The following is a 17501-nucleotide window of genomic DNA, read 5'->3' on the forward strand; positions in this document are numbered from 1 at the left end:
ATCGGCGGCCTTACATGCCTTCGCCGAAATAATCGCCGACCAGCGCCTCCAGCGCATCGGCCAATGCCTCGGCCTCGGGGCCCGAGACGGTGACGGTGACGGTCGAGCCGCGCGGCGCGGTCAGCATCAGCAATCCCATGATCGAATCGCCCGACACGCTCATCCCGTCCTTCGCGACCTCGGCCTGCGCATCGAAGCGTTCGACGACATCGACGAACTTGGCGCTGGCCCGCGCGTGCAGGCCCTTTTCGTTGATGATTGCCAGTTCACGCGTGACGGTCTGGCTCATCTGGCGGGCGTTCCCATGTCCAGGACGGTTTCGGGCGGAACGTTGTAGGAATTGATGTATTTTCGCCCGGCTTCCTTGGCGAAGGCCACGGCGTCGGCCACGGGAAGATGGCGCGATTTCGCCAGCTTCACCAGCATCGGCAGATTGGCCCCGTAAAGAATGGTCCGGTCCCGGAAGGCGCAGGCCGGCAGCGACAGGTTGGATGGCGATCCGCCGAACAGATCCGTCACCACGACGACCCCATCGCCAAGATCGACGGCATCGGCGGCGGCCCGAATTTCAGAGGTCTTGGCGGCACGATCATGGTCATCCTCGATCGCGACAGCAGCGATTCCGGCCTGCGGCCCGACCACATGCTCTACCGCCGAACGATATTCCCGCGCCAGTCCACCATGCGCTACGATGACAATTCCGATCAACGCGCCCCACCAAGTCCAGAAGCCGGCGCGCCGCGATCATCGCGGTCACGCTCGGACGAATGCTGCGTCTGTGCCGTCCCCCTGCCCCCGAAGGACAGTTGCATCGGCATTCGACGCTCCAGTTCACGATGCCTTATTGACACCGGCCACCCGGCATCTGCAAGCGCGACCGACATCTTCTCCGCCAAAGTGACGGAACGGTGTTGCCCTCCGGTACACCCAAAGCCGATCGACAGGTGCGATTTGCCCTCTTCCAGATGCGCGGGCAGCAGAAACAGGATCAGATCGCGGATACGTCCGAAGAATTCCGCGAATCGGGGATCGGCGGCGACAAAGTCCTGAACCTCGGGATCCTGACCGTTCATCTGGCGCAGCCCGGCTTCCCAATGCGGATTGCTCAGGCACCGGCAGTCGAACATCAGATCGACGCCGCGCGGCACCCCGCGCTTGTAGCTGAAGGAATGCAGCGACACGCTGAGCCCGTGATCGGGACGGATGTCGAACCAGCGGGTCAGTTCCGCCTTGAGGTCGTGCGGGGACAGCTCGCTTGTATCGACCAGCACATCGGCGCGCGACCTGATCGGTCCCAGCAGATCCAGCTCGTTCGTGATCCCGGACAGGGGCGATCCGTCGGGCGCCAGCGGATGGCGGCGACGCGTTTCGTTGTAGCGGCGCACCAGCACATCCAGCGCGCAATCCAGAAACAGCACTTCGGGCGCATAGTCCGGATTGCGGGTCAGCCGGTCGATCATCTCGATCACATTCGCCGCAGAAAAGTCGCGGTTGCGCACATCCAGCCCAAGGGCCAGCGGCGTGGGACGGCCCGGACCGTCCAGCAGCCGCGGGATCAGCGACAGCGGCAGGTTGTCTATCGCCTCGAAGCCAAGATCCTCAAGCACGTTGATCGCGGTCGACCGCCCGGCACCCGATGGCCCGGTCACCAGCACAACCCTTTGTGCCTGCTGTGCGCCGGTCTGCGTGTCGTCCGACGTCGCGACCTCATGCGCCATGCCGCACCGATCCTCCATTCCCGTGTCACTACCTTTCATGCCACGCGCCCGGCCACCAGCAACTGCCGCAACGCAGCATAAAGATGCGGGCGATACGGCCCGAGGACAAGTGGCAAGGCGATACCCAAAAGGTCATGTTCTTGCGATTTCGGCAGCCGATCCGCCTCGGACCGGCCCAGATCGGCAATCGCGGCCAGTTGGACGGGGCCGTGATCCGACGCCGCAAGAATGCCCACGCCCCGCGCCTCGATGCGTCCGCGCAGCGGCGCGGGGCAACTGGCGATCAGCGCCGCGCCATCGCGGGTCACATCGGTCCGGTCATCGGCCACAAGCGCCGCGCCGGCCGCCATCATCTGCAACGCGAGACATGATTTTCCTGCCCCCGACGGACCCAGGATCAGCAGACCGCGCCCGTCGACCGCGATTGTCGTGGCATGAAGCTGCACCATGCGAATCACCTTTCCTTCCCGATCATTGCCGGAATTGGTTAATTTTGCGTCCGAAACGCCGCCGAACGACCCCTGTTGGCGATAACATTTTACGTTTGCGCTAACCGTTAGCGCGCCCGTCTTTTTTCAACTCCCGCGCATGCTATAGGCCGCGCATACTGCGTCATGGAACTGTCGCAGGCGAGCATGAAGTCAGGAGCGTTACAGACATGAACACGCGCGTAAACCCGAACTGCCGACTGGAAGATCAGGGTATCGAGGGCCTCGGCCGGGTTTATTACAACCTGCTGGAACCCGCTTTGATGACCGAAGCGGTCGCCCGCGACGAAGGTCGGATTGGCCTTGGCGGCGCCTTTCTGGTGACGACGGGCGCCCATACCGGCCGGTCGCCCAAGGACAAGTTCGTGGTCCGCACCCCCGATGTCGAAGACACGATCTGGTGGGACAACAACAAGCCGATGGCCCCCGACGCCTTCGACCTGCTGCATCAGGACATGCTGGCGCACATGAAGGGCCGCGACTACTTCGTGCAGGATCTGTTCGGCGGCGCCGATCCCCAGGAACGGCTGGATGTCCGCGTTGTCACGGAACTGGCATGGCACGGCCTGTTCATCCGTCACCTGCTGCGCCGCCCCGAGGCCGAGGAACTGGCGACCTTCAGCCCCGAGTTCACGATCATCAACTGCCCAGGCTTCAAGGCCGACCCCGCGCGCCATGGCTGCCGCAGCGAAACCGTGATCGCCCTGAACTTCCAGAAGAAGCTGATCCTGATCGGCGGCACCGCCTATGCGGGCGAGAACAAGAAATCGGTCTTCACGCTTCTGAACTACATCCTGCCGGGCAAGGGCATCATGCCCATGCATTGCAGCGCCAACCACGCGCCGGGCGATCCCGACGACAGCGCGATCTTCTTCGGCCTGTCGGGCACCGGCAAGACGACGCTGTCGGCCGATCCAAGCCGCGTGCTGATCGGCGATGACGAACATGGCTGGTCGGATAACGGCATCTTCAACTTCGAAGGTGGCTGCTATGCGAAGACCATCAACCTGTCGGCCGAGGCAGAGCCTGAAATCCACGCGACCTGCTCGCGCTTTGGCACCGTGATCGAAAACATGGTCTTTGATCCCGACACGCTGGAGCTGGACTTCGAGGACAACTCGATCACCGACAACATGCGCTGCGCCTATCCGCTGGACGCGATCTCGAACGCGTCGGAAACCAGCCTTGGCGGGCATCCCAAGAACGTGATCATGCTGACCTGCGATGCCTATGGCGTGCTGCCGCCGATCGCGCGCCTGACGCCGGCGCAGGCCATGTATCACTTCCTGTCGGGCTTCACCTCGAAGACTCCGGGCACCGAGGTCGGCGTGACCGAACCTGTCCCGACCTTCTCGACCTGTTTCGGCGCGCCCTTCATGCCGCGCCGCCCCGAGGTCTATGGCAAGCTTCTGGCCGACAAGATCGCCCAGTACGGCGCAAGCTGCTGGCTGGTGAACACCGGCTGGACCGGCGGCGCGTTCGGCGAAGGCTCGCGCATGCCGATCCGCGCCACCCGCGCGCTGTTGTCAGCCGCGCTGGACGGCAGCCTGAACGATGTCGAATTCCGCAAGGATGCGAATTTCGGGTTCGAGGTGCCGGTGTCGGTGCCGGGCGTGTCGGACGTGCTGCTGGACCCGCGCCAGACATGGGCCGACCGTCAGGCCTATGATCGGCAGGCGCAAAAGCTGGTCCAGATGTTCAGCGACAATTTCGCGCAGTATCTGGAGGCCATCGACGACGAAGTGCGCGCCGCGGCCATCGGCTGATCGGCAGCGCAAGACCTGCGAAAAGGCCGCGCCTGCGCGGCCTTTTCTTCATCCGCCGGGCAGGCTGTCCCGGGCGCTCGCGCCGACAAGCCAATGCAGGAACGCGGTCATGGCCGGGGTCGCCCGACGATCCGATGGCCATGCCAGATAATAGCGCCCGGCCGAGGCGCTGAGGCCGAACGGCTGCGTCAGCCGCCCTTGGGCGATGTATCTTTCGAACATGGCCACCGGCAGCAGCGCCGCACCCGCGCCGGATGCCGCCAGTTCGGCAAGCGCCACCGAACTGTCAAGAACCGGCCCCTGCACCGCCGGACAGGCAACGCCCGCGGCGTCAAACCAATCGGGCCATTCCGCGCTGCGATAGCTGCGCAACAGGGTCACCTGCGCCAGATCGGCCGGATCCAGCAACTGCCGCGCCAGGCCCGGCGCACAGAGCGGTGACAACGGGGCCTCGATCAGCGGCACCACCTCGTGCCCGGTCCATCCGCCGGTGCCGAACCGGATCGCCATGTCCAGCCCCTCGCGCAGGATCTCGACCCGGTTGTTGTTGGTCGCGATGCGCAGATCAATCCGGGGATGCGCGCGCCGAAACGCGTCAAGCCGGGGCATCAGCCAGCCAAGCGCAAAGGTCGTGTTCACGCCAACCTGCAGCACCTCGATGTCGCGCCGGGCGTTCAGACGCTCGATCGCCCGTGACATCGCATCGAAACCCTGCTCCAGCGCCGGAAACAGCAGGCGCCCCTCATCGGTCGGTGCCAGTCCGCGCGAGGTGCGCAGAAACAGCTTTGCCCCAATCAGATCCTCCAGCCGGGCGATCTGATGGCTGACGGCAGCCTGGGTCACGCGCAGTTCGGTCGCGGCCTTGGTGAAACTGCCTTGACGCATCGCGACCTCGAACACGCGCAGCGCGTTCAGCGGCAGATCGGGACGGTCCATGCAATTACCTCACCTAATGACAGACCATAAGATTTGTCGTTTGCGCCGCTTCTGCAAGCCGAAATAGAAAAGTCCCATGACATGAACTCATGTCCTGATCCGCGCCCACCGGCGCAAAGCATGAAGGAAATCACCATGCGGTTGACCGCCTATTCCTTGTCGCAGATGGCGGCAGGGCTCGCCCTCGGCCTGTCTCTGGCCGGCGCCTCGCTGGCCGAAACACCCGTTGAAACACTTGCCGCCACTGTCGCGCAGATCGAAAGCCAGTTCGACAGCCGCGTCGGCATCGCCATTGTCGATACCGGGTCAAATTTTACCTGGTCCCATCGCGACGACGAACGCTTCCTGATGAACAGCACGGTCAAGGTGCCGATCTGCGGCGCCGTTCTGGCCCGCGCCGATGTCGGCAGCCTGTCGCTGTCCCAGGATCTGCCGATTCGGCAATCGGACCTGGTGGATTATGCACCGGTCGCGGAAAGACATGTGGGCGGTGACATGACGATCGCGGAACTTTGCCTCGCCGCGATCGACCAAAGCGACAATACGGCGGCCAATCTTCTGATCGATCATCTGGGCGGACCGCAGGCCGTCACCGGGTTCTTCCGCGACCTGGGCGATCCGGTCAGCCGTCTGGACAGGTACGAACCCGCACTGAACAGCTTTGCGCCGGGCGATCCACGCGACACGACGACCCCGGCGGCCTTCGCGGAATCGCTGCGCAGGATGCTGCTTGGCGATGCACTGTCCCCGGCCTCGCGCAATCAGTTGGCCGAATGGATGCGCCATGGCGGCGTGACGGGCAAGCTTCTGCGCCGCGACGCCCGCGCCGGCTGGCGGATCCTCGACAAATCGGGTAGCGGCAGCCACAACCGCGACATCGTGGCCGTCATCAATCCCGATGATGCTGCGCCATGGATCGTGACGATCTTCCTGTCCGACATGGACGCGGACTTCGCCACCCGCGACGCCGCCCTGCAAAGGATCGGCAGCGATGTCGTGGCGCTGATCCGCGGCTGACCGACGGGCATCGGGGCAGAAACACCAAACCCCGCGCCACCGCGCGGGGTTTTCGTATCGCGTCGGGCGGCCATCGGCCGCCCGTCCTTGTGACAGCGGGCAGGATCAGCCGATCTTGCCGCCGCCCTGCTTGGTGATCGCCACGACCGACGGACGAACCGGCATCGCATCGTCGAAATCGGGCCAGCGGGTCGACAGATCCTCGTAATAGGACGGACGACCAAAGCCTTCCCAGTCATCGCCGCCATCGGCCGGATGCTGCACCGCCACGAAGAAGGTCGTCAGATCCGGCGTCGGGCACGGGCCGCACATCTCGGCGCCGACCGGCACGCGATAGAACAGCCGCGAGGTGCCGCGTGCGGCGCCTTCGGTATCCATCGCCCACAGCCCGTCCGTGCGACCGGTATCCGACGGCGAATTGCCGTCAGTCGACACCCACAGCCGCCCGTCGCTGTCCACGGCGCAGTTGTCCGGCATTCCGAACCAGCCATTCGCGGTCGTCTCGGTCGAGAAGGTCGCGCCCACCTCGGCGATCGAGGGGTCGCCGCACTGGACCAGGATTTCCCACTTGCCGGTCAGGGCCGCCAGATCGCCGCCATCCTCGCTGATCTCGATGATGTGGCCGAATGCGTTCTCCACGCGCGGGTTGGCGGCGTTTGCCTCTTCGCGCTTGGTGTTGTTGGTCAGCATGACATAGGCCCGGCCGGTCTCGGGGTTCGGCTGGATATCCTCGGGCCGGTCCATCGGCGTCGCTTCCAGCAGGTCGGCGGCGCGGCGCGTCTCGATCAGCACGTCGGCTTGGCTTTCAAAGCCGTTCTCGGCAGTCAGCGGGCCTTCGCCGTGAACCAGCGGCAGCCATTCGACATTGCCGCCTTCGTCGAAGCGCGCGACATACAGCGTGCCCTCGTCCAGCAGGTCCATGTTCGCGGCGCGGTCATCGGGGTTATAGGTGCCCGCGGTCACGAATTTATAGACATAGTCGAAACGCTCGTCGTCACCCAGATAGAAGACCACGCGACCATCCTTGGCCAGCGCGCTTTCGGCACCTTCATGCTTGAAGCGGCCAAGGGCGGTGCGCTTTTTCGGGGTCGATTCGGGGTCGTTCACATCCACCTCGACGACCCAGCCGAAGCGGTTCGGCTCGTTGGGTTCCTTGGACAGGTCGAAGCGGTCGTGGAACCTGCCCCAGTCATAGCTGCCGCCGGGAACGCCGACGCGCTCGTAATTGGCGGCTTCGGCATGATCGGCCGGCAGTTCGCCGGTGAAGTAGCCGTGGAAGTTTTCCTCGGCCATGATGTAGGTGCCCCACGGGGTCACACCGCCGGCGCAGTTGTTGATGGTGCCCAGCACCTCCGTGCCGGTCGGGTCGGCACTTGTCTGCAGACGTGCGTGGCCCGCGGCGGGTCCGGTGATCTGCATCGGCGTCTTGGCGGTGATGCGACGGTTCATCGCGCCGTCCAGAACAGGCTGCCACTTGCCGTCCACCTTGCGGATCTCGATGACCGTGCCGCCATGGGCCGCCATCTCGATATTGACGCGATCCTCGGTTGCCTCGGCCACGACGATCTCGTCGCCCTCGATGGTGACGATGCCCGGGAACATCAGGTGTTCGTTGGTGTATTCGTGGTTCACGACCAGCAGGCCGTGATCGTCGGCACCCTCCAGCGGGATGAAGCCCACGAAGTCGTTGTTATAGCCGAACTGGCGTTCCTGCGCGGCCTCGGACTGGTTCGTCGGGTCGAATTCGGGCGCATCGGCAAAGACCTTGTCGCCCCAGCGCAGCAGCACATCGGCGTCATAGCCTTCGGCGACGTGATGATCGGCATCGACACCGGCCTGAACCTCGGGGAAATCGAACACCGATCCTTCGACGGCGCCCTGTGCATGGGCGTCGCCGGCCGCAAGGATCGCCATCGGGCTGACCGTGGCCGAGATCGCGACCGATGCCATCGATCCGCGCAGGAAACCGCGGCGCGAGAAGCGGGCGGCGATGATCTCGCCCATGGTCGGGGTCTTGGTGGGGTTCAGGCCGGGTCCGTCGGCCTGTTCCAGCTGGCTGGTCCGGAACACATGGCGGGAAGGCTGATCGTCTTTCATGGCGCTCTCCTGGCTGGATGCTGGGCGCGGCCCACGTCATGCGCAGGCCGGTCCCCATCCGCTTAGGCAAGCTGCGTGACGATCAGGCGACAGTGCCGCAAAGCTTTGGTGACGCGGCGCGCGGACCGAATAACCCGCCGGACAGGACCGGCGGGCGCATCAAGGAACGGTCGCGGATCAGACCCCAAGGCACCAGCGCATGACCGCCTTCTGGGCATGCAGCCGGTTCTCGGCCTCGTCCCAGATCACCGAATGCGGGCCGTCCATCACGGCACTTGTGACCTCGTCCTCGCGATGGGCGGGCAGACAATGCATGAACAGCGAATCGGGCTTGGCGCGGGCCATCAGCGCCTCGTTCACCTGGTAGCCGCGCAGCTGGTTGTGCCGGCGTTCCTTGGCCGATTGCGGATCATGCATGCTGACCCAGGTATCGGCGAAGACCAGATCCGCCCCTTCCACGGCGCGTGCGGGATCGCGCTCGATCGTCACGCCGACACCCTGCGCGCGGGCGAATTCCAGCGCCTCGCGTTCCGGGTCCAGCGGCGGCGGGCCGGTGAAGGTGAAGTCAAAGCCGAACTGGCCCGCCGCGTGAATCACGCTGGCGCAGACATTGTTGCCGTCGCCCACCCAGACCACCTTGCGGCCGCCGATCGGGCCGCGATGCTCCTCGAAGGTCATCACATCGGCCATGATCTGGCAGGGATGGGTGCGGTTCGTCAGCCCGTTGATGACCGGCACATCGGCATATTCCGCCATCTCCTGCAGGGTGGCCTCTTCGAAGGTGCGGATCATGATCAGGTCGACATAGCGCGACAGCACACGGGCGGTATCGGCGATGGTCTCGCCATGACCCAACTGCATCTCGGACCCCGACAGCACCATCGTCTGCCCGCCCATCTGGCGCACGCCCACGTCAAAGCTGACACGGGTGCGGGTCGAGGGCTTCTCGAAGATCAGCGCGACCATGCGCCCGGCCAGCGGCAGGTCGTCGTCCGGCGTGCCCTTGGGGCGATTGTTGCGCGCCGTCTTCATGGCCTGCGCCTGGTCGATGATCGACCTCAGGTCGTCCTTGGCGGTGGTGTGGATGTCCAGAAAATGTTTCATCTTGATGTCTTTCGGCGATTTTCTGCAGCAAGCCCGCTTGTGGCGGGCGGGTCAAGGGGGCGCTGCCCCCGTCGCGCGTTCCGCGCGGGTCCCCAGCGTATCGGGGCAAGGAAGACGGGTTATCGTCGGCGCGTCATCACCCGAACGGGCTGGCCTTCGGAATCCGTGCGGACCAGATCGCCCGCAAACCCGGCCTTTTCATAGGCGCGGATCGCCCTGTGATTGTCGGACGCCGGGTCGATTGCCAGCGTCGAGGCCTCGCGCAGCAGCAGATCGCCCAATTCCCGCAACCATGCCCCGCCCTGCCCGCGTCCCGCAGGCGCACCGAAGACGTCAATGGCGATGCTGTCTTCGGGCAGATCGGCGAAATGCGGCGCGGGCCAGTGTCGCGCCGGATAATACTGGGCATAGCCCAGCGGCACATCGGCGCGGCAGGCGATCACCTGCCGCATGACCAGATGGCCCAGATCCTCGCGGATCAGCCGGATCTGGTGATCGGGGACCCGCCACCAGGCCGCAACCTCTGGCTGCGCCAGCCAGCCCGCCAGCATCGGCAGATCCTGACGGGTGACGGGCCGGAAGCTGAAGTCAGCCATTCAGGCTTGCGGCAGCCCGGTCAAGCCGTTCCACCGCCTCGGCGATTTCGTCGTCGCCGATATTCAGCGGCGGCAACAGCCGCAAGGTGCTGTCGGCGGCGGGCACGGTCAGGATTTCCTGCGCATAGCCCGCCTTGACCAGATCGGCGGGCGCCGCCTTGCATTTCAGGCCCAGCATCAGCCCCTGTCCGCGCACGCCCTCGAACACGTCGGGATGGGCCGCAACCAGCCCCTCCAGCTTCTGGCGGAACAGCGCGGCCTTGCGGTTCACCTCGGCCAGGAACGCATCGTCCGCGACGATCTCCATGACCCGCGCGCCCACCGCGCAGGCCAGCGGGTTGCCGCCATAGGTCGATCCGTGGGTGCCCGCGACCATCGCCTTTGCCGCGTTTTCGGTCGCCAGCACCGCCCCCAGGGGGAAACCGCCGCCGATGCCCTTGGCGACCATCATGATGTCGGGGACGATCCCGGCATATTCATGCGCAAACAGCCGGCCGGTCCGGCCCACGCCGCATTGCACCTCGTCCAGTACCAGCAGCGCACCGGCGCTGTCGCACAGCGCGCGGATCTGACGCAGGTCTTCATCGGCGATCGGACGGATTCCCCCCTCGCCCTGCACCGGCTCCAACATGACGGCGGCGGTGGTCTTGGTGATCGCCTGTTTCAGCGCCTCCATGTCGCCCCACGGCAATTGCCGGAAGCCGGGCATCAGCGGACCAAATCCCTTGACCATCTTGTCCGACGCAGCCGCCGCGATGGCGCCGGTCGACCGGCCATGAAACGCCCCTTCGAAGGTCAGGATCTCGATGCGGTCCGGGTCACCGGCATGGTCCCAGTATTTGCGGACCATCTTGATCGCCAGCTCGGCCGCCTCGGTGCCGGAATTGGTGAAGAAGACCGTGTCTGCGAAGGTCTTGTCCACCAGCAGATCGGCCAGCCTTTCCTGCTGCGGTATCTGGTACAGGTTCGACACATGCCAGATCCGCCCCGCCTGTTCGGTCAGCGCCGCGACCAGATCCGGGTTCGCATGACCCAGCACATTGACCGCGATCCCCGACCCCAGATCCAGGTATCGGGTGCCGTCCGTGGCGATGGCCCAGGCGCCTTCGCCCTTTTCGAAAGAGATCGGCGCGCGGTTATAGGTCGGCAGGACGTGCGACATCATGGCGGGTTCCCCGGATGGCATGACAGATTCTGATGGCAGGCGTGATCGGACGGTGACTGTATCCCGGCAAGGCCGGGCGTCAACGTCGGGGACGGGCGTGTATGGCGGTCCATGCGATCATGGCAAAGCCCATAGCGCCGATTTGCGCGTCGCGCAATCACGGTTTCATGCGGTATCCCGAATTCAGCCAGCGCCAGCCGACCGCCAGGATCGCCGCCACGACCAGCGCGCAGATGATCAGCCCGCGCAGCGGCGGCGCATCGCTGACCCCGGTCACGCCGAACCGCGCACCGTCGATCAGGTAGAAGATCGGATTCCAGTGCGACAGCGTGCGGAACGGCTCGGGCAGGGTCTGAACCGAATAGAAGGTGCCCGACAGGAACGACAGCGGCGTGATGACGAAATTCGTGATCGCCGCCATCTGGTCGAATTTCTGCGCCATGATGCCGGCAAGGATCCCCAGCCCGCCCAGCAGCAGCGCGGCCATCAGCACGAAGGCGATGGCCCACAGCGGATGCGCGATGCCCGCGCCCGTCACGATCACCATGCCGGTGCCGATCACCACCGCGACCAGCCCCGCCCGCGCGACCGACCCGCTGAGATATCCGGCCAGCAACTCGGCCGCTGACAGGGGCGGCATCAGCGTATCGACGATGTTTCCCTGCACCTTGGCCGAGGTGATCGAACTCGAGGTGTTGGCGAAGGAATTCTGGATCACCGTCATCATCAGGATGCCCGGCCCCAGGAACTGCAGATAGGGCAGACCCATGATCTCGCCCCGACCGCGCCCCAGCGCCAGCGCAAAGACCAGCACGAACAGCGCCGCCGTCATCAGCGGCGCAAAGATCGTCTGCTGCCACACCGCCATGAACCGCATCACCTCGCGGGTGGCCAATGTGCGCAGGCCCAGCCAGTTGACGCTGCCAAAGCGGCGCACGCCCATGGCGGGGCGATCGGTGATCCTGATATTGTCCATGCGCGCGGTCCTTGAATTCCTGCGTCCCGGGGGCTAAATCTCGGCATCCCGTTTCTGACGGGGTCAATCGCAGGTTTCAAGATGGCGGCGGGCCCGGACCCGCCCGGAAAGGCAGCCATGTCCTGGACGGATGAACGTGTCGACACGCTGAAGCGCATGTGGGGCGAGGGCCAGTCGGCCAGCGCGATCGCCAAGGAACTGGGCGGCGTGACCCGCAACGCGGTGATCGGCAAGGTGCATCGCCTGGGCCTGTCGAACCGCAGCGACGAGGCCGAGGCCGCGCCCGCGGCGGCGACGCCCGCCCCCGAACCCGAGAAGAAGGTCGAGCGCAAGCCCGCGCCCGCCGCCACCGCGACGCGCGCCGAGCCGCTGGCCGATCCTGGCCCCGCCATCGCCGAGGCGGAGCCCGAAGAGCCCGCGACTCAGGCCGCCTTCACGCCGTCGCCGCGCCGCCAGATCGTGCCGGCCGGTCAGCCCCTGCCGCCGCAACCCTCGGCCAACGAGATCAGCCCCGAAGCCCTGGCCTCGGTCCGCGAGGTCGAGAAGAAGGCCCGCAAGCTGACCCTGATGGAACTGACCGAACGGACCTGCAAATGGCCGATCGGCGATCCGGCCACCGACAAGTTCTGGTTCTGCGGCCTGCCCAGCCAGCCCGGCAAGCCCTATTGCGAGGCCCATGTCGGCGTCGCCTTCCAGCCGATGAGTTCGCGCCGCGACCGCCGTCGGTGACGGAACGCGGGCGATGACCCATTTCCCCCGCCTCGCCGCGCTGGCCGTGACGCTGCGTGGCGGCCGGGTGCTGCTGGCGCGCCGTCGCAATCCGCCCGACGCCGGGCTGTGGGGCTTTCCGGGCGGCCATGTCGATCCGGGCGAGACCGCGCTTGACGCCGCCGCCCGCGAACTGGCCGAGGAAACCGGCGTGATCGCCACGCCGCACCGCTATCTGGACAACGTGGATCTGATCCAGCGCGATCCGGCGGGTGTGTTGCAGTTCCATTTCCTGCTGGCCGCGGTCCTGTGCGATTATGTCTCGGGCGAACCGGTGGCAGCCGATGACGCGCTGGAGGCCGCATGGTGGCCGGTCGATCACGTCCTTTCGGGCGCCCTGCCCCTGTCCGCGCATGTCGATACGATCCTGCGCGGCGCCGCCGCCCGCCACGCAGCAGTCTGACCGCGATCAGTCCTTGCGCAAGGCCGCCCACGCGGTCAGCATCGGGGAAACAGCACAAGATTGGACCGATGCCATGATCCGCCTTGCCCTTTCCCTTCTGACGCTGGCGACGCCCGCCGCAGCCGACATCAACCTGTCGATCCCCTTCGGCCCCGACGCGCAAGTGATCTCGGCACAGTTTTCCTGCGATGGCGGCGAACCGTTCCCGGTTCAATACATCAACGCCCAGCCGAACAACCTTGCCCTGCTGCCGGTCGATGGCCAGCAGCGCGTCTTCGTCAACGTCATTTCCGGATCCGGCGCGCGCTATGTGTCGGGTCAGTACGAATGGTGGACCAAGGGCGATCAGGCCACGCTGCGCGATGCGATGGCCGAGGGCGGAACCGACGGCGATGGGCAAAGCTGCACCGCGGCCGATCCCGGCGCGACAGAGTAGGGCCGCCTAGATCCCCTCGATCTGCCCCCGCACCCAGGCCCGCAGGATCACCTGCGCCACGGCCCCCTTGCGCGCCGGGGCGATCCGGTCGTGGCGGCCTTCCAGCGCCTCGGCGATCTCGGATTTCGGCACCCAGATCGCATCCTCCAGCTCATGTGGATCGCGCGTGATCGCCGTGGTCACCGCGCGCCCTGCGCAACCGATCATCAGCGATGCCGGAAACGGCCACGGCTGCGAGGTGACATAGCGCACCTCGTCCACCACGATCCCGGCCTCTTCCAGAACCTCGCGGCGGACGGCCTCTTCCACGGTCTCGCCCGGCTCCATGAACCCCGCCAGCAGCGAATACATTCCCTCGGGCCAGCCCGACTGCCGACCCAGCAGCACCCGGTCGCCGTCCAGCACCAGCATGATGACGACCGGATCGGTGCGCGGGAAATGCTGCCGCCCGCAGGACGGGCATTCGAACCGCCAGCCGGCATGGCTGGCCCGATTGCGATGCCCGCAATTGGCGCAGAATCCGTGCGTCAGCCGCCATTCGAAAATGCCCTTGGCCGCCGCCGCGATACCCGCATCGCGATGGTCGATATCGGCCATGATGGCGCGCAGTTCGATGAATTTCCGCGTCTGGGACAGATCCAGCGTCTGGTCGTCGATGAACTGGGCGGGATGTTCGTCAGGCGGGGCCAGATAGGATACATCGGCCGCGAAATGCGCGACCCCTGCATCGTCCAGCCCCATGAAGACCGTGGGTTCGGGACAGTCCACGACCAGATCCTCGGTCGCCGACAGCCACGCCAGACGGGGCCCCGATGCGGTCAGGTCGAACAGCGGCTTGCCGCGCCAGAATGGCAGCACCATGCTGCCCGGATCGGCCAGCCGCGCCGACAACCAGTCCGCGTCCCCGCGCAGACGGTCGGCACGGTCCAGAAAACTGCCGGCAAAGGTCACGTCGGATTCGGGGATCATCCGTCTTGCCTATCCGGACCGCTGCGGCGAGGCAAGCTGATGGAATCCATCCTGCCTGCCAGGTGACGCCCTGGCCTCGCGCCGGGTCTCTTGCGGGGCCTCGCGCCCGGCATAAAGGGCCACCACCTGCAGGATCAGGATTGCGGCGAACAGCTCCATCGATTCTTCGGCGCGCCCGGCAAACCCGCTGGCCCACTCCGTGACCTCGATGCCGAAAGGCGCCAGCTTGCGTCCCAGCCCGTCGATGGTCTTGGCGACGAACAGAAGGCTTACCACCAGGACCACCAACCATTCATTTGCGCGCAGCAAGCGCAGACGACGCAGGAAACCGGGCATGTCGCAGATCAGAAGCCGCATCACCGCCACCAGGATCAACAGGACGATGGCCGCCCCGATGGCCTTCTGCACAAGGGGCGCATCGCCGGAATAAAGGCGCAGTTGCAGGACTCCCTCCTGGGTAAAGGCCTTGTCCCAATCCAGTTCGCGCATCCCGGCAGCCCACAGCAGAAACGCCGTATGCCATATTCGCCACTGACCGCTGCGAACGAAATGGACCGTCAGCCACAGCGCCGCGATGAACCAGAAGACTGCCGACATCCCTTCGACCGGCCCGCCCTCGTGGAACAGCGCATAGACATCATTGGTGAAGACCAGGCAGATCAGCGTCACCAGCAACGCGATCATGCAGCTAAGTCCGAAAACGGTCCCGGTGCCGAGGGTAAGACGTCGCGACAACCGGATCATGTCGCACCACCGGATTGCGAAAATCGCCGCGCGCGCATCATGACACGGGCAAAAGATGTTCTCTGACAAACGGCTGAAGGGGCGACAAAGGCCTTACTGTAGAATTCGGGCATCCGGAATGGCTATCGCCCGATAGCTGGCGGGACAACACCGTCCCAGGATTGTAACACCAATGTGACAATACTCCCGCGACGATCCGGCCACTGCTCAGGCGCGCCATTCATGGATCGGCCTGCTGATCAGCGCCTGCGACCAGGCGGCCCGACCATCGACATTGCGCAGACAGGAAGCAGCGGTTTCGACGGGCACGGCGCTGGCGGCGCGTCTGCTGCTGGCCACAAGATGCGCGCAACGCTCGCAAGCGGTGTACAGGCTGTGCACGCGCGGTGCCGCGCCTGTGCACGGGCGGTGCAGGCATCCGGCCCAGCATTTGCAGGGGATCGCGGCAAGTGCCCGTTCTGCCCCGTTGCGCGGTGACGCCAAGCAACGCCCGCCACTTTCATTCGGCCTGCAACAGGGCTAGATATCGCGCCGACTGAAAAGGACGCACCCCCCATGGCCCGCCATCTGATCACCTCTGCCCTGCCCTATATCAACGGCATCAAGCATCTGGGCAATCTCGTCGGCTCGCAACTGCCCGCCGATCTTTACGCCCGCTACCTGCGCGCGCGCGGGCACGAGGTGATGTTCATCTGCGCCACCGACGAACACGGCACACCCGCCGAACTGGCCGCCGCCAAGACCGGCGAACCGGTGGCCGATTACTGCGCTCGGATGCACAAGGTGCAGACCGATCTGGCCCAAGGGTTCGGGCTGTCCTTCGACCTCTATGGCCGGTCCTCCAGCGACCGGAACCGGCGGCTGACCCAACATCTGGCGGGCAAGTTGGCGGACAACGATTACATCCGCGAAGTCTCTGAAAAGCAGGTCTATTCCATCGACGACGGGCGTTTCCTTCCGGATCGCTATATCGAAGGCACCTGCCCCAATTGCGGCTATGACAAGGCCCGCGGCGACCAGTGCGAGAACTGCACAAAGCAGTTGGACCCGACCGATCTGATCGACCCGCGCAGCGCCATTTCCGGCAGCACCAATCTGGAGGTGCGCGAGACGAAGCATCTGTATCTGCGTCAGTCCGCGCTGAAGGATCAGATCGCCGCGTGGATCGACAGCAAGAAGGACTGGCCGATCCTGACCACCTCGATCGCGCGCAAATGGCTGAACGACGGCGACGGGCTGCGGGATCGCGGCATCACCCGCGATCTCAACTGGGGCATCCCGGTCAAGCGCGGCGACCAGGACTGGCCGGGGATGGAGGGCAAGGTCTTCTATGTCTGGTTCGACGCGCCCATCGAATATATCGGCGCCACTGCCGAATGGGCCGACGCGAATGGCAGGTCCGAGGCCGACTGGCGTCGCTGGTGGCGCACCGACGAAGGCGCCGAGGACGTGACCTATACCCAGTTCATGGGCAAGGATAACGTGCCCTTCCACACACTCAGCTTCCCCGCCACGATGATCGGATCGGGCGAGCCGTGGAAGATGGTCGATTACATCAAGTCGTTCAACTACCTCACCTATGACGGCGGCCAGTTCTCGACAAGCCAGGGGCGCGGGGTATTCATGGACCACGCGCTGGAGATCCTGCCCGCCGATTACTGGCGCTGGTGGTTGCTGTCGCACGCGCCCGAATCCGGCGACAGCGAGTTCACGTGGGAAAATTTCCAGCAATCGGTGAACAAGGATCTGGCCGATGTTCTGGGCAATTTCGTCAGCCGGATCACCAAGTTCTGCCGCAGCAAGTTCGGCGAGGCGGTTCCCGAGGGCGGCGAATACGGCGCCGACGAGACGCGGCTGATCGCCGACCTGACAACCCGCATCCGCGCCTACGAGGACAGCATGGCCCGGATGGAGATCCGCAAATCCTCGGCCGAATTGCGGGGAATCTGGGTGCTGGGCAACGAATATCTTCAGACCGCCGCGCCGTGGTCAACCTTCAAGACCGACCCGGAAAAGGCCGCCATGCAGGTGCGGCTTGGGCTGAACCTGATCCGGCTTTACGCGGTGCTGTCCGCGCCCTTCATCCCGTTCGCTGCCGACGCGATGCTGCAGGCGATGCGCAGTGACCAGCGCGACTGGCCGGACGACGTGGCCCAGGCCCTGACGGCGCTGCCTGTCGGCCACGAGTTCGCCGTGCCCGAAGTGCTGTTCGCCAAGATCACCGACGATCAGCGCGAGGAATGGGAACAGCGGTTCAGCGGCACGCGCGCCTGATCCCCCCGGTGGACTTTCCCATCCGCGCGGTCTTAGCTGGCGGC

General features: G+C 65.4%; 18 protein-coding genes. 6 read left to right on the plus strand and 12 right to left on the minus strand.

Translation table 11 applies throughout. From position 1 onward, the window contains the following. Positions 1-10: 10 nt before the first annotated feature. From J7359_RS17765 to J7359_RS17780, 4 genes are read right to left on the minus strand one after another with little or no spacing between them, the layout of a single operon-like run. On the minus strand, positions 11-289 hold the full coding sequence (locus J7359_RS17765; protein WP_209058607.1) for an HPr family phosphocarrier protein: 279 nt from the start codon (positions 287-289) through the stop codon (positions 11-13). After that, the gene (locus tag J7359_RS17770) at positions 286-708 is read right to left on the minus strand and encodes a PTS fructose transporter subunit IIA (protein ID WP_209058609.1); all 423 of its coding nucleotides are present in this window, start codon (positions 706-708) and stop codon (positions 286-288) included. The genes J7359_RS17765 and J7359_RS17770 overlap by 4 nt, the downstream gene beginning before the upstream one ends. Further along, positions 705-1718, minus strand: coding sequence for an RNase adapter RapZ (rapZ, locus tag J7359_RS17775; RefSeq protein WP_209058611.1), 1014 nt, complete (start codon positions 1716-1718; stop codon positions 705-707). Before rapZ ends, J7359_RS17770 begins: the two co-directional genes overlap by 4 nt. A gap of 35 nt (positions 1719-1753) precedes the next feature. After that, positions 1754-2167 carry a serine kinase gene (locus J7359_RS17780; protein ID WP_209058613.1) on the minus strand — a complete coding sequence of 138 codons (414 nt, stop codon included), beginning with the start codon at positions 2165-2167 and terminating at the stop codon, positions 1754-1756. Positions 2168-2376: 209 nt separating this feature from the next. Here J7359_RS17780 and J7359_RS17785 point away from each other — a divergent pair, with 209 nt between their 5' ends. Continuing rightward, on the plus strand, positions 2377-3972 hold the full coding sequence (locus tag J7359_RS17785; RefSeq protein WP_209058615.1) for a phosphoenolpyruvate carboxykinase: 1596 nt from the start codon (positions 2377-2379) through the stop codon (positions 3970-3972). 48 nt (positions 3973-4020) lie between these two features. Here the strand turns inward: J7359_RS17785 and J7359_RS17790 are convergent, their stop codons facing one another. Then, a complete protein-coding gene (locus J7359_RS17790) occupies positions 4021-4908 on the minus strand; it encodes a LysR family transcriptional regulator (RefSeq protein WP_209058617.1) in 888 nt (295 codons plus the stop codon). A gap of 135 nt (positions 4909-5043) precedes the next feature. On the opposite strand from J7359_RS17790, the gene bla reads away from it, so the two are divergent. Next, positions 5044-5925: a class A beta-lactamase gene (gene bla / locus J7359_RS17795; RefSeq protein WP_209058619.1), complete on the plus strand. Its 882-nt coding sequence runs from the start codon at positions 5044-5046 to the stop codon at positions 5923-5925. 105 nt (positions 5926-6030) lie between these two features. Here the strand turns inward: bla and J7359_RS17800 are convergent, their stop codons facing one another. From J7359_RS17800 to J7359_RS17820, 5 genes are all read right to left on the minus strand, one after another. Continuing rightward, positions 6031-8022: a PhoX family phosphatase gene (locus J7359_RS17800; protein ID WP_209058620.1), complete on the minus strand. Its 1992-nt coding sequence runs from the start codon at positions 8020-8022 to the stop codon at positions 6031-6033. A gap of 177 nt (positions 8023-8199) precedes the next feature. Further along, positions 8200-9126 carry an ornithine carbamoyltransferase gene (gene argF / locus J7359_RS17805; RefSeq protein ID WP_209058622.1) on the minus strand — a complete coding sequence of 309 codons (927 nt, stop codon included), beginning with the start codon at positions 9124-9126 and terminating at the stop codon, positions 8200-8202. A 119-nt stretch (positions 9127-9245) separates the two neighbouring features. Continuing rightward, positions 9246-9722, minus strand: a complete 477-nt coding sequence (locus J7359_RS17810) for a GNAT family N-acetyltransferase (RefSeq protein WP_209058624.1) — start codon at positions 9720-9722, stop codon at positions 9246-9248. Beyond that, on the minus strand, positions 9715-10887 hold the full coding sequence (locus tag J7359_RS17815; RefSeq protein ID WP_209058626.1) for an aspartate aminotransferase family protein: 1173 nt from the start codon (positions 10885-10887) through the stop codon (positions 9715-9717). Before J7359_RS17815 ends, J7359_RS17810 begins: the two co-directional genes overlap by 8 nt. Before the next feature lie 157 nt (positions 10888-11044). Continuing rightward, the gene (locus tag J7359_RS17820) at positions 11045-11863 is read right to left on the minus strand and encodes an ABC transporter permease (protein WP_247740507.1); all 819 of its coding nucleotides are present in this window, start codon (positions 11861-11863) and stop codon (positions 11045-11047) included. 117 nt (positions 11864-11980) lie between these two features. Here J7359_RS17820 and J7359_RS17825 point away from each other — a divergent pair, with 117 nt between their 5' ends. From J7359_RS17825 to J7359_RS17835, 3 genes are all read left to right on the plus strand, one after another. Continuing rightward, the gene (locus tag J7359_RS17825; RefSeq protein ID WP_209058628.1) at positions 11981-12592 is read left to right on the plus strand and encodes a GcrA family cell cycle regulator; all 612 of its coding nucleotides are present in this window, start codon (positions 11981-11983) and stop codon (positions 12590-12592) included. A gap of 13 nt (positions 12593-12605) precedes the next feature. Next, entirely contained in the window at positions 12606-13034 is a 429-nt protein-coding gene (locus tag J7359_RS17830) for an NUDIX hydrolase (RefSeq protein ID WP_209058630.1), read from the plus strand. 73 nt (positions 13035-13107) lie between these two features. Further along, positions 13108-13470 (plus strand): MliC family protein, encoded by a 363-nt coding sequence (locus J7359_RS17835; RefSeq protein ID WP_209058631.1) that lies wholly within the window; start codon positions 13108-13110, stop codon positions 13468-13470. A gap of 6 nt (positions 13471-13476) precedes the next feature. Here J7359_RS17835 and nudC read toward each other — a convergent pair whose 3' ends face one another. Together nudC and J7359_RS17845 are read right to left on the minus strand one after the other, a co-directional pair. Next, positions 13477-14439, minus strand: coding sequence for an NAD(+) diphosphatase (nudC, locus tag J7359_RS17840; RefSeq protein ID WP_209058633.1), 963 nt, complete (start codon positions 14437-14439; stop codon positions 13477-13479). Between the two features lie 9 nt (positions 14440-14448). Beyond that, on the minus strand, positions 14449-15174 hold the full coding sequence (locus J7359_RS17845) for a hypothetical protein (RefSeq protein WP_209058635.1): 726 nt from the start codon (positions 15172-15174) through the stop codon (positions 14449-14451). A 564-nt stretch (positions 15175-15738) separates the two neighbouring features. Here J7359_RS17845 and metG point away from each other — a divergent pair. Continuing rightward, a complete protein-coding gene (gene metG, locus J7359_RS17850; RefSeq protein ID WP_209058637.1) occupies positions 15739-17457 on the plus strand; it encodes a methionine--tRNA ligase in 1719 nt (572 codons plus the stop codon). The last annotated feature ends 44 nt before the right edge of the window (positions 17458-17501 follow it).

Origin of the sequence: Paracoccus sp. R12_2, from assembly GCF_017744015.1 — a bacterium.
Taxonomy (GTDB): domain Bacteria; phylum Pseudomonadota; class Alphaproteobacteria; order Rhodobacterales; family Rhodobacteraceae; genus Paracoccus.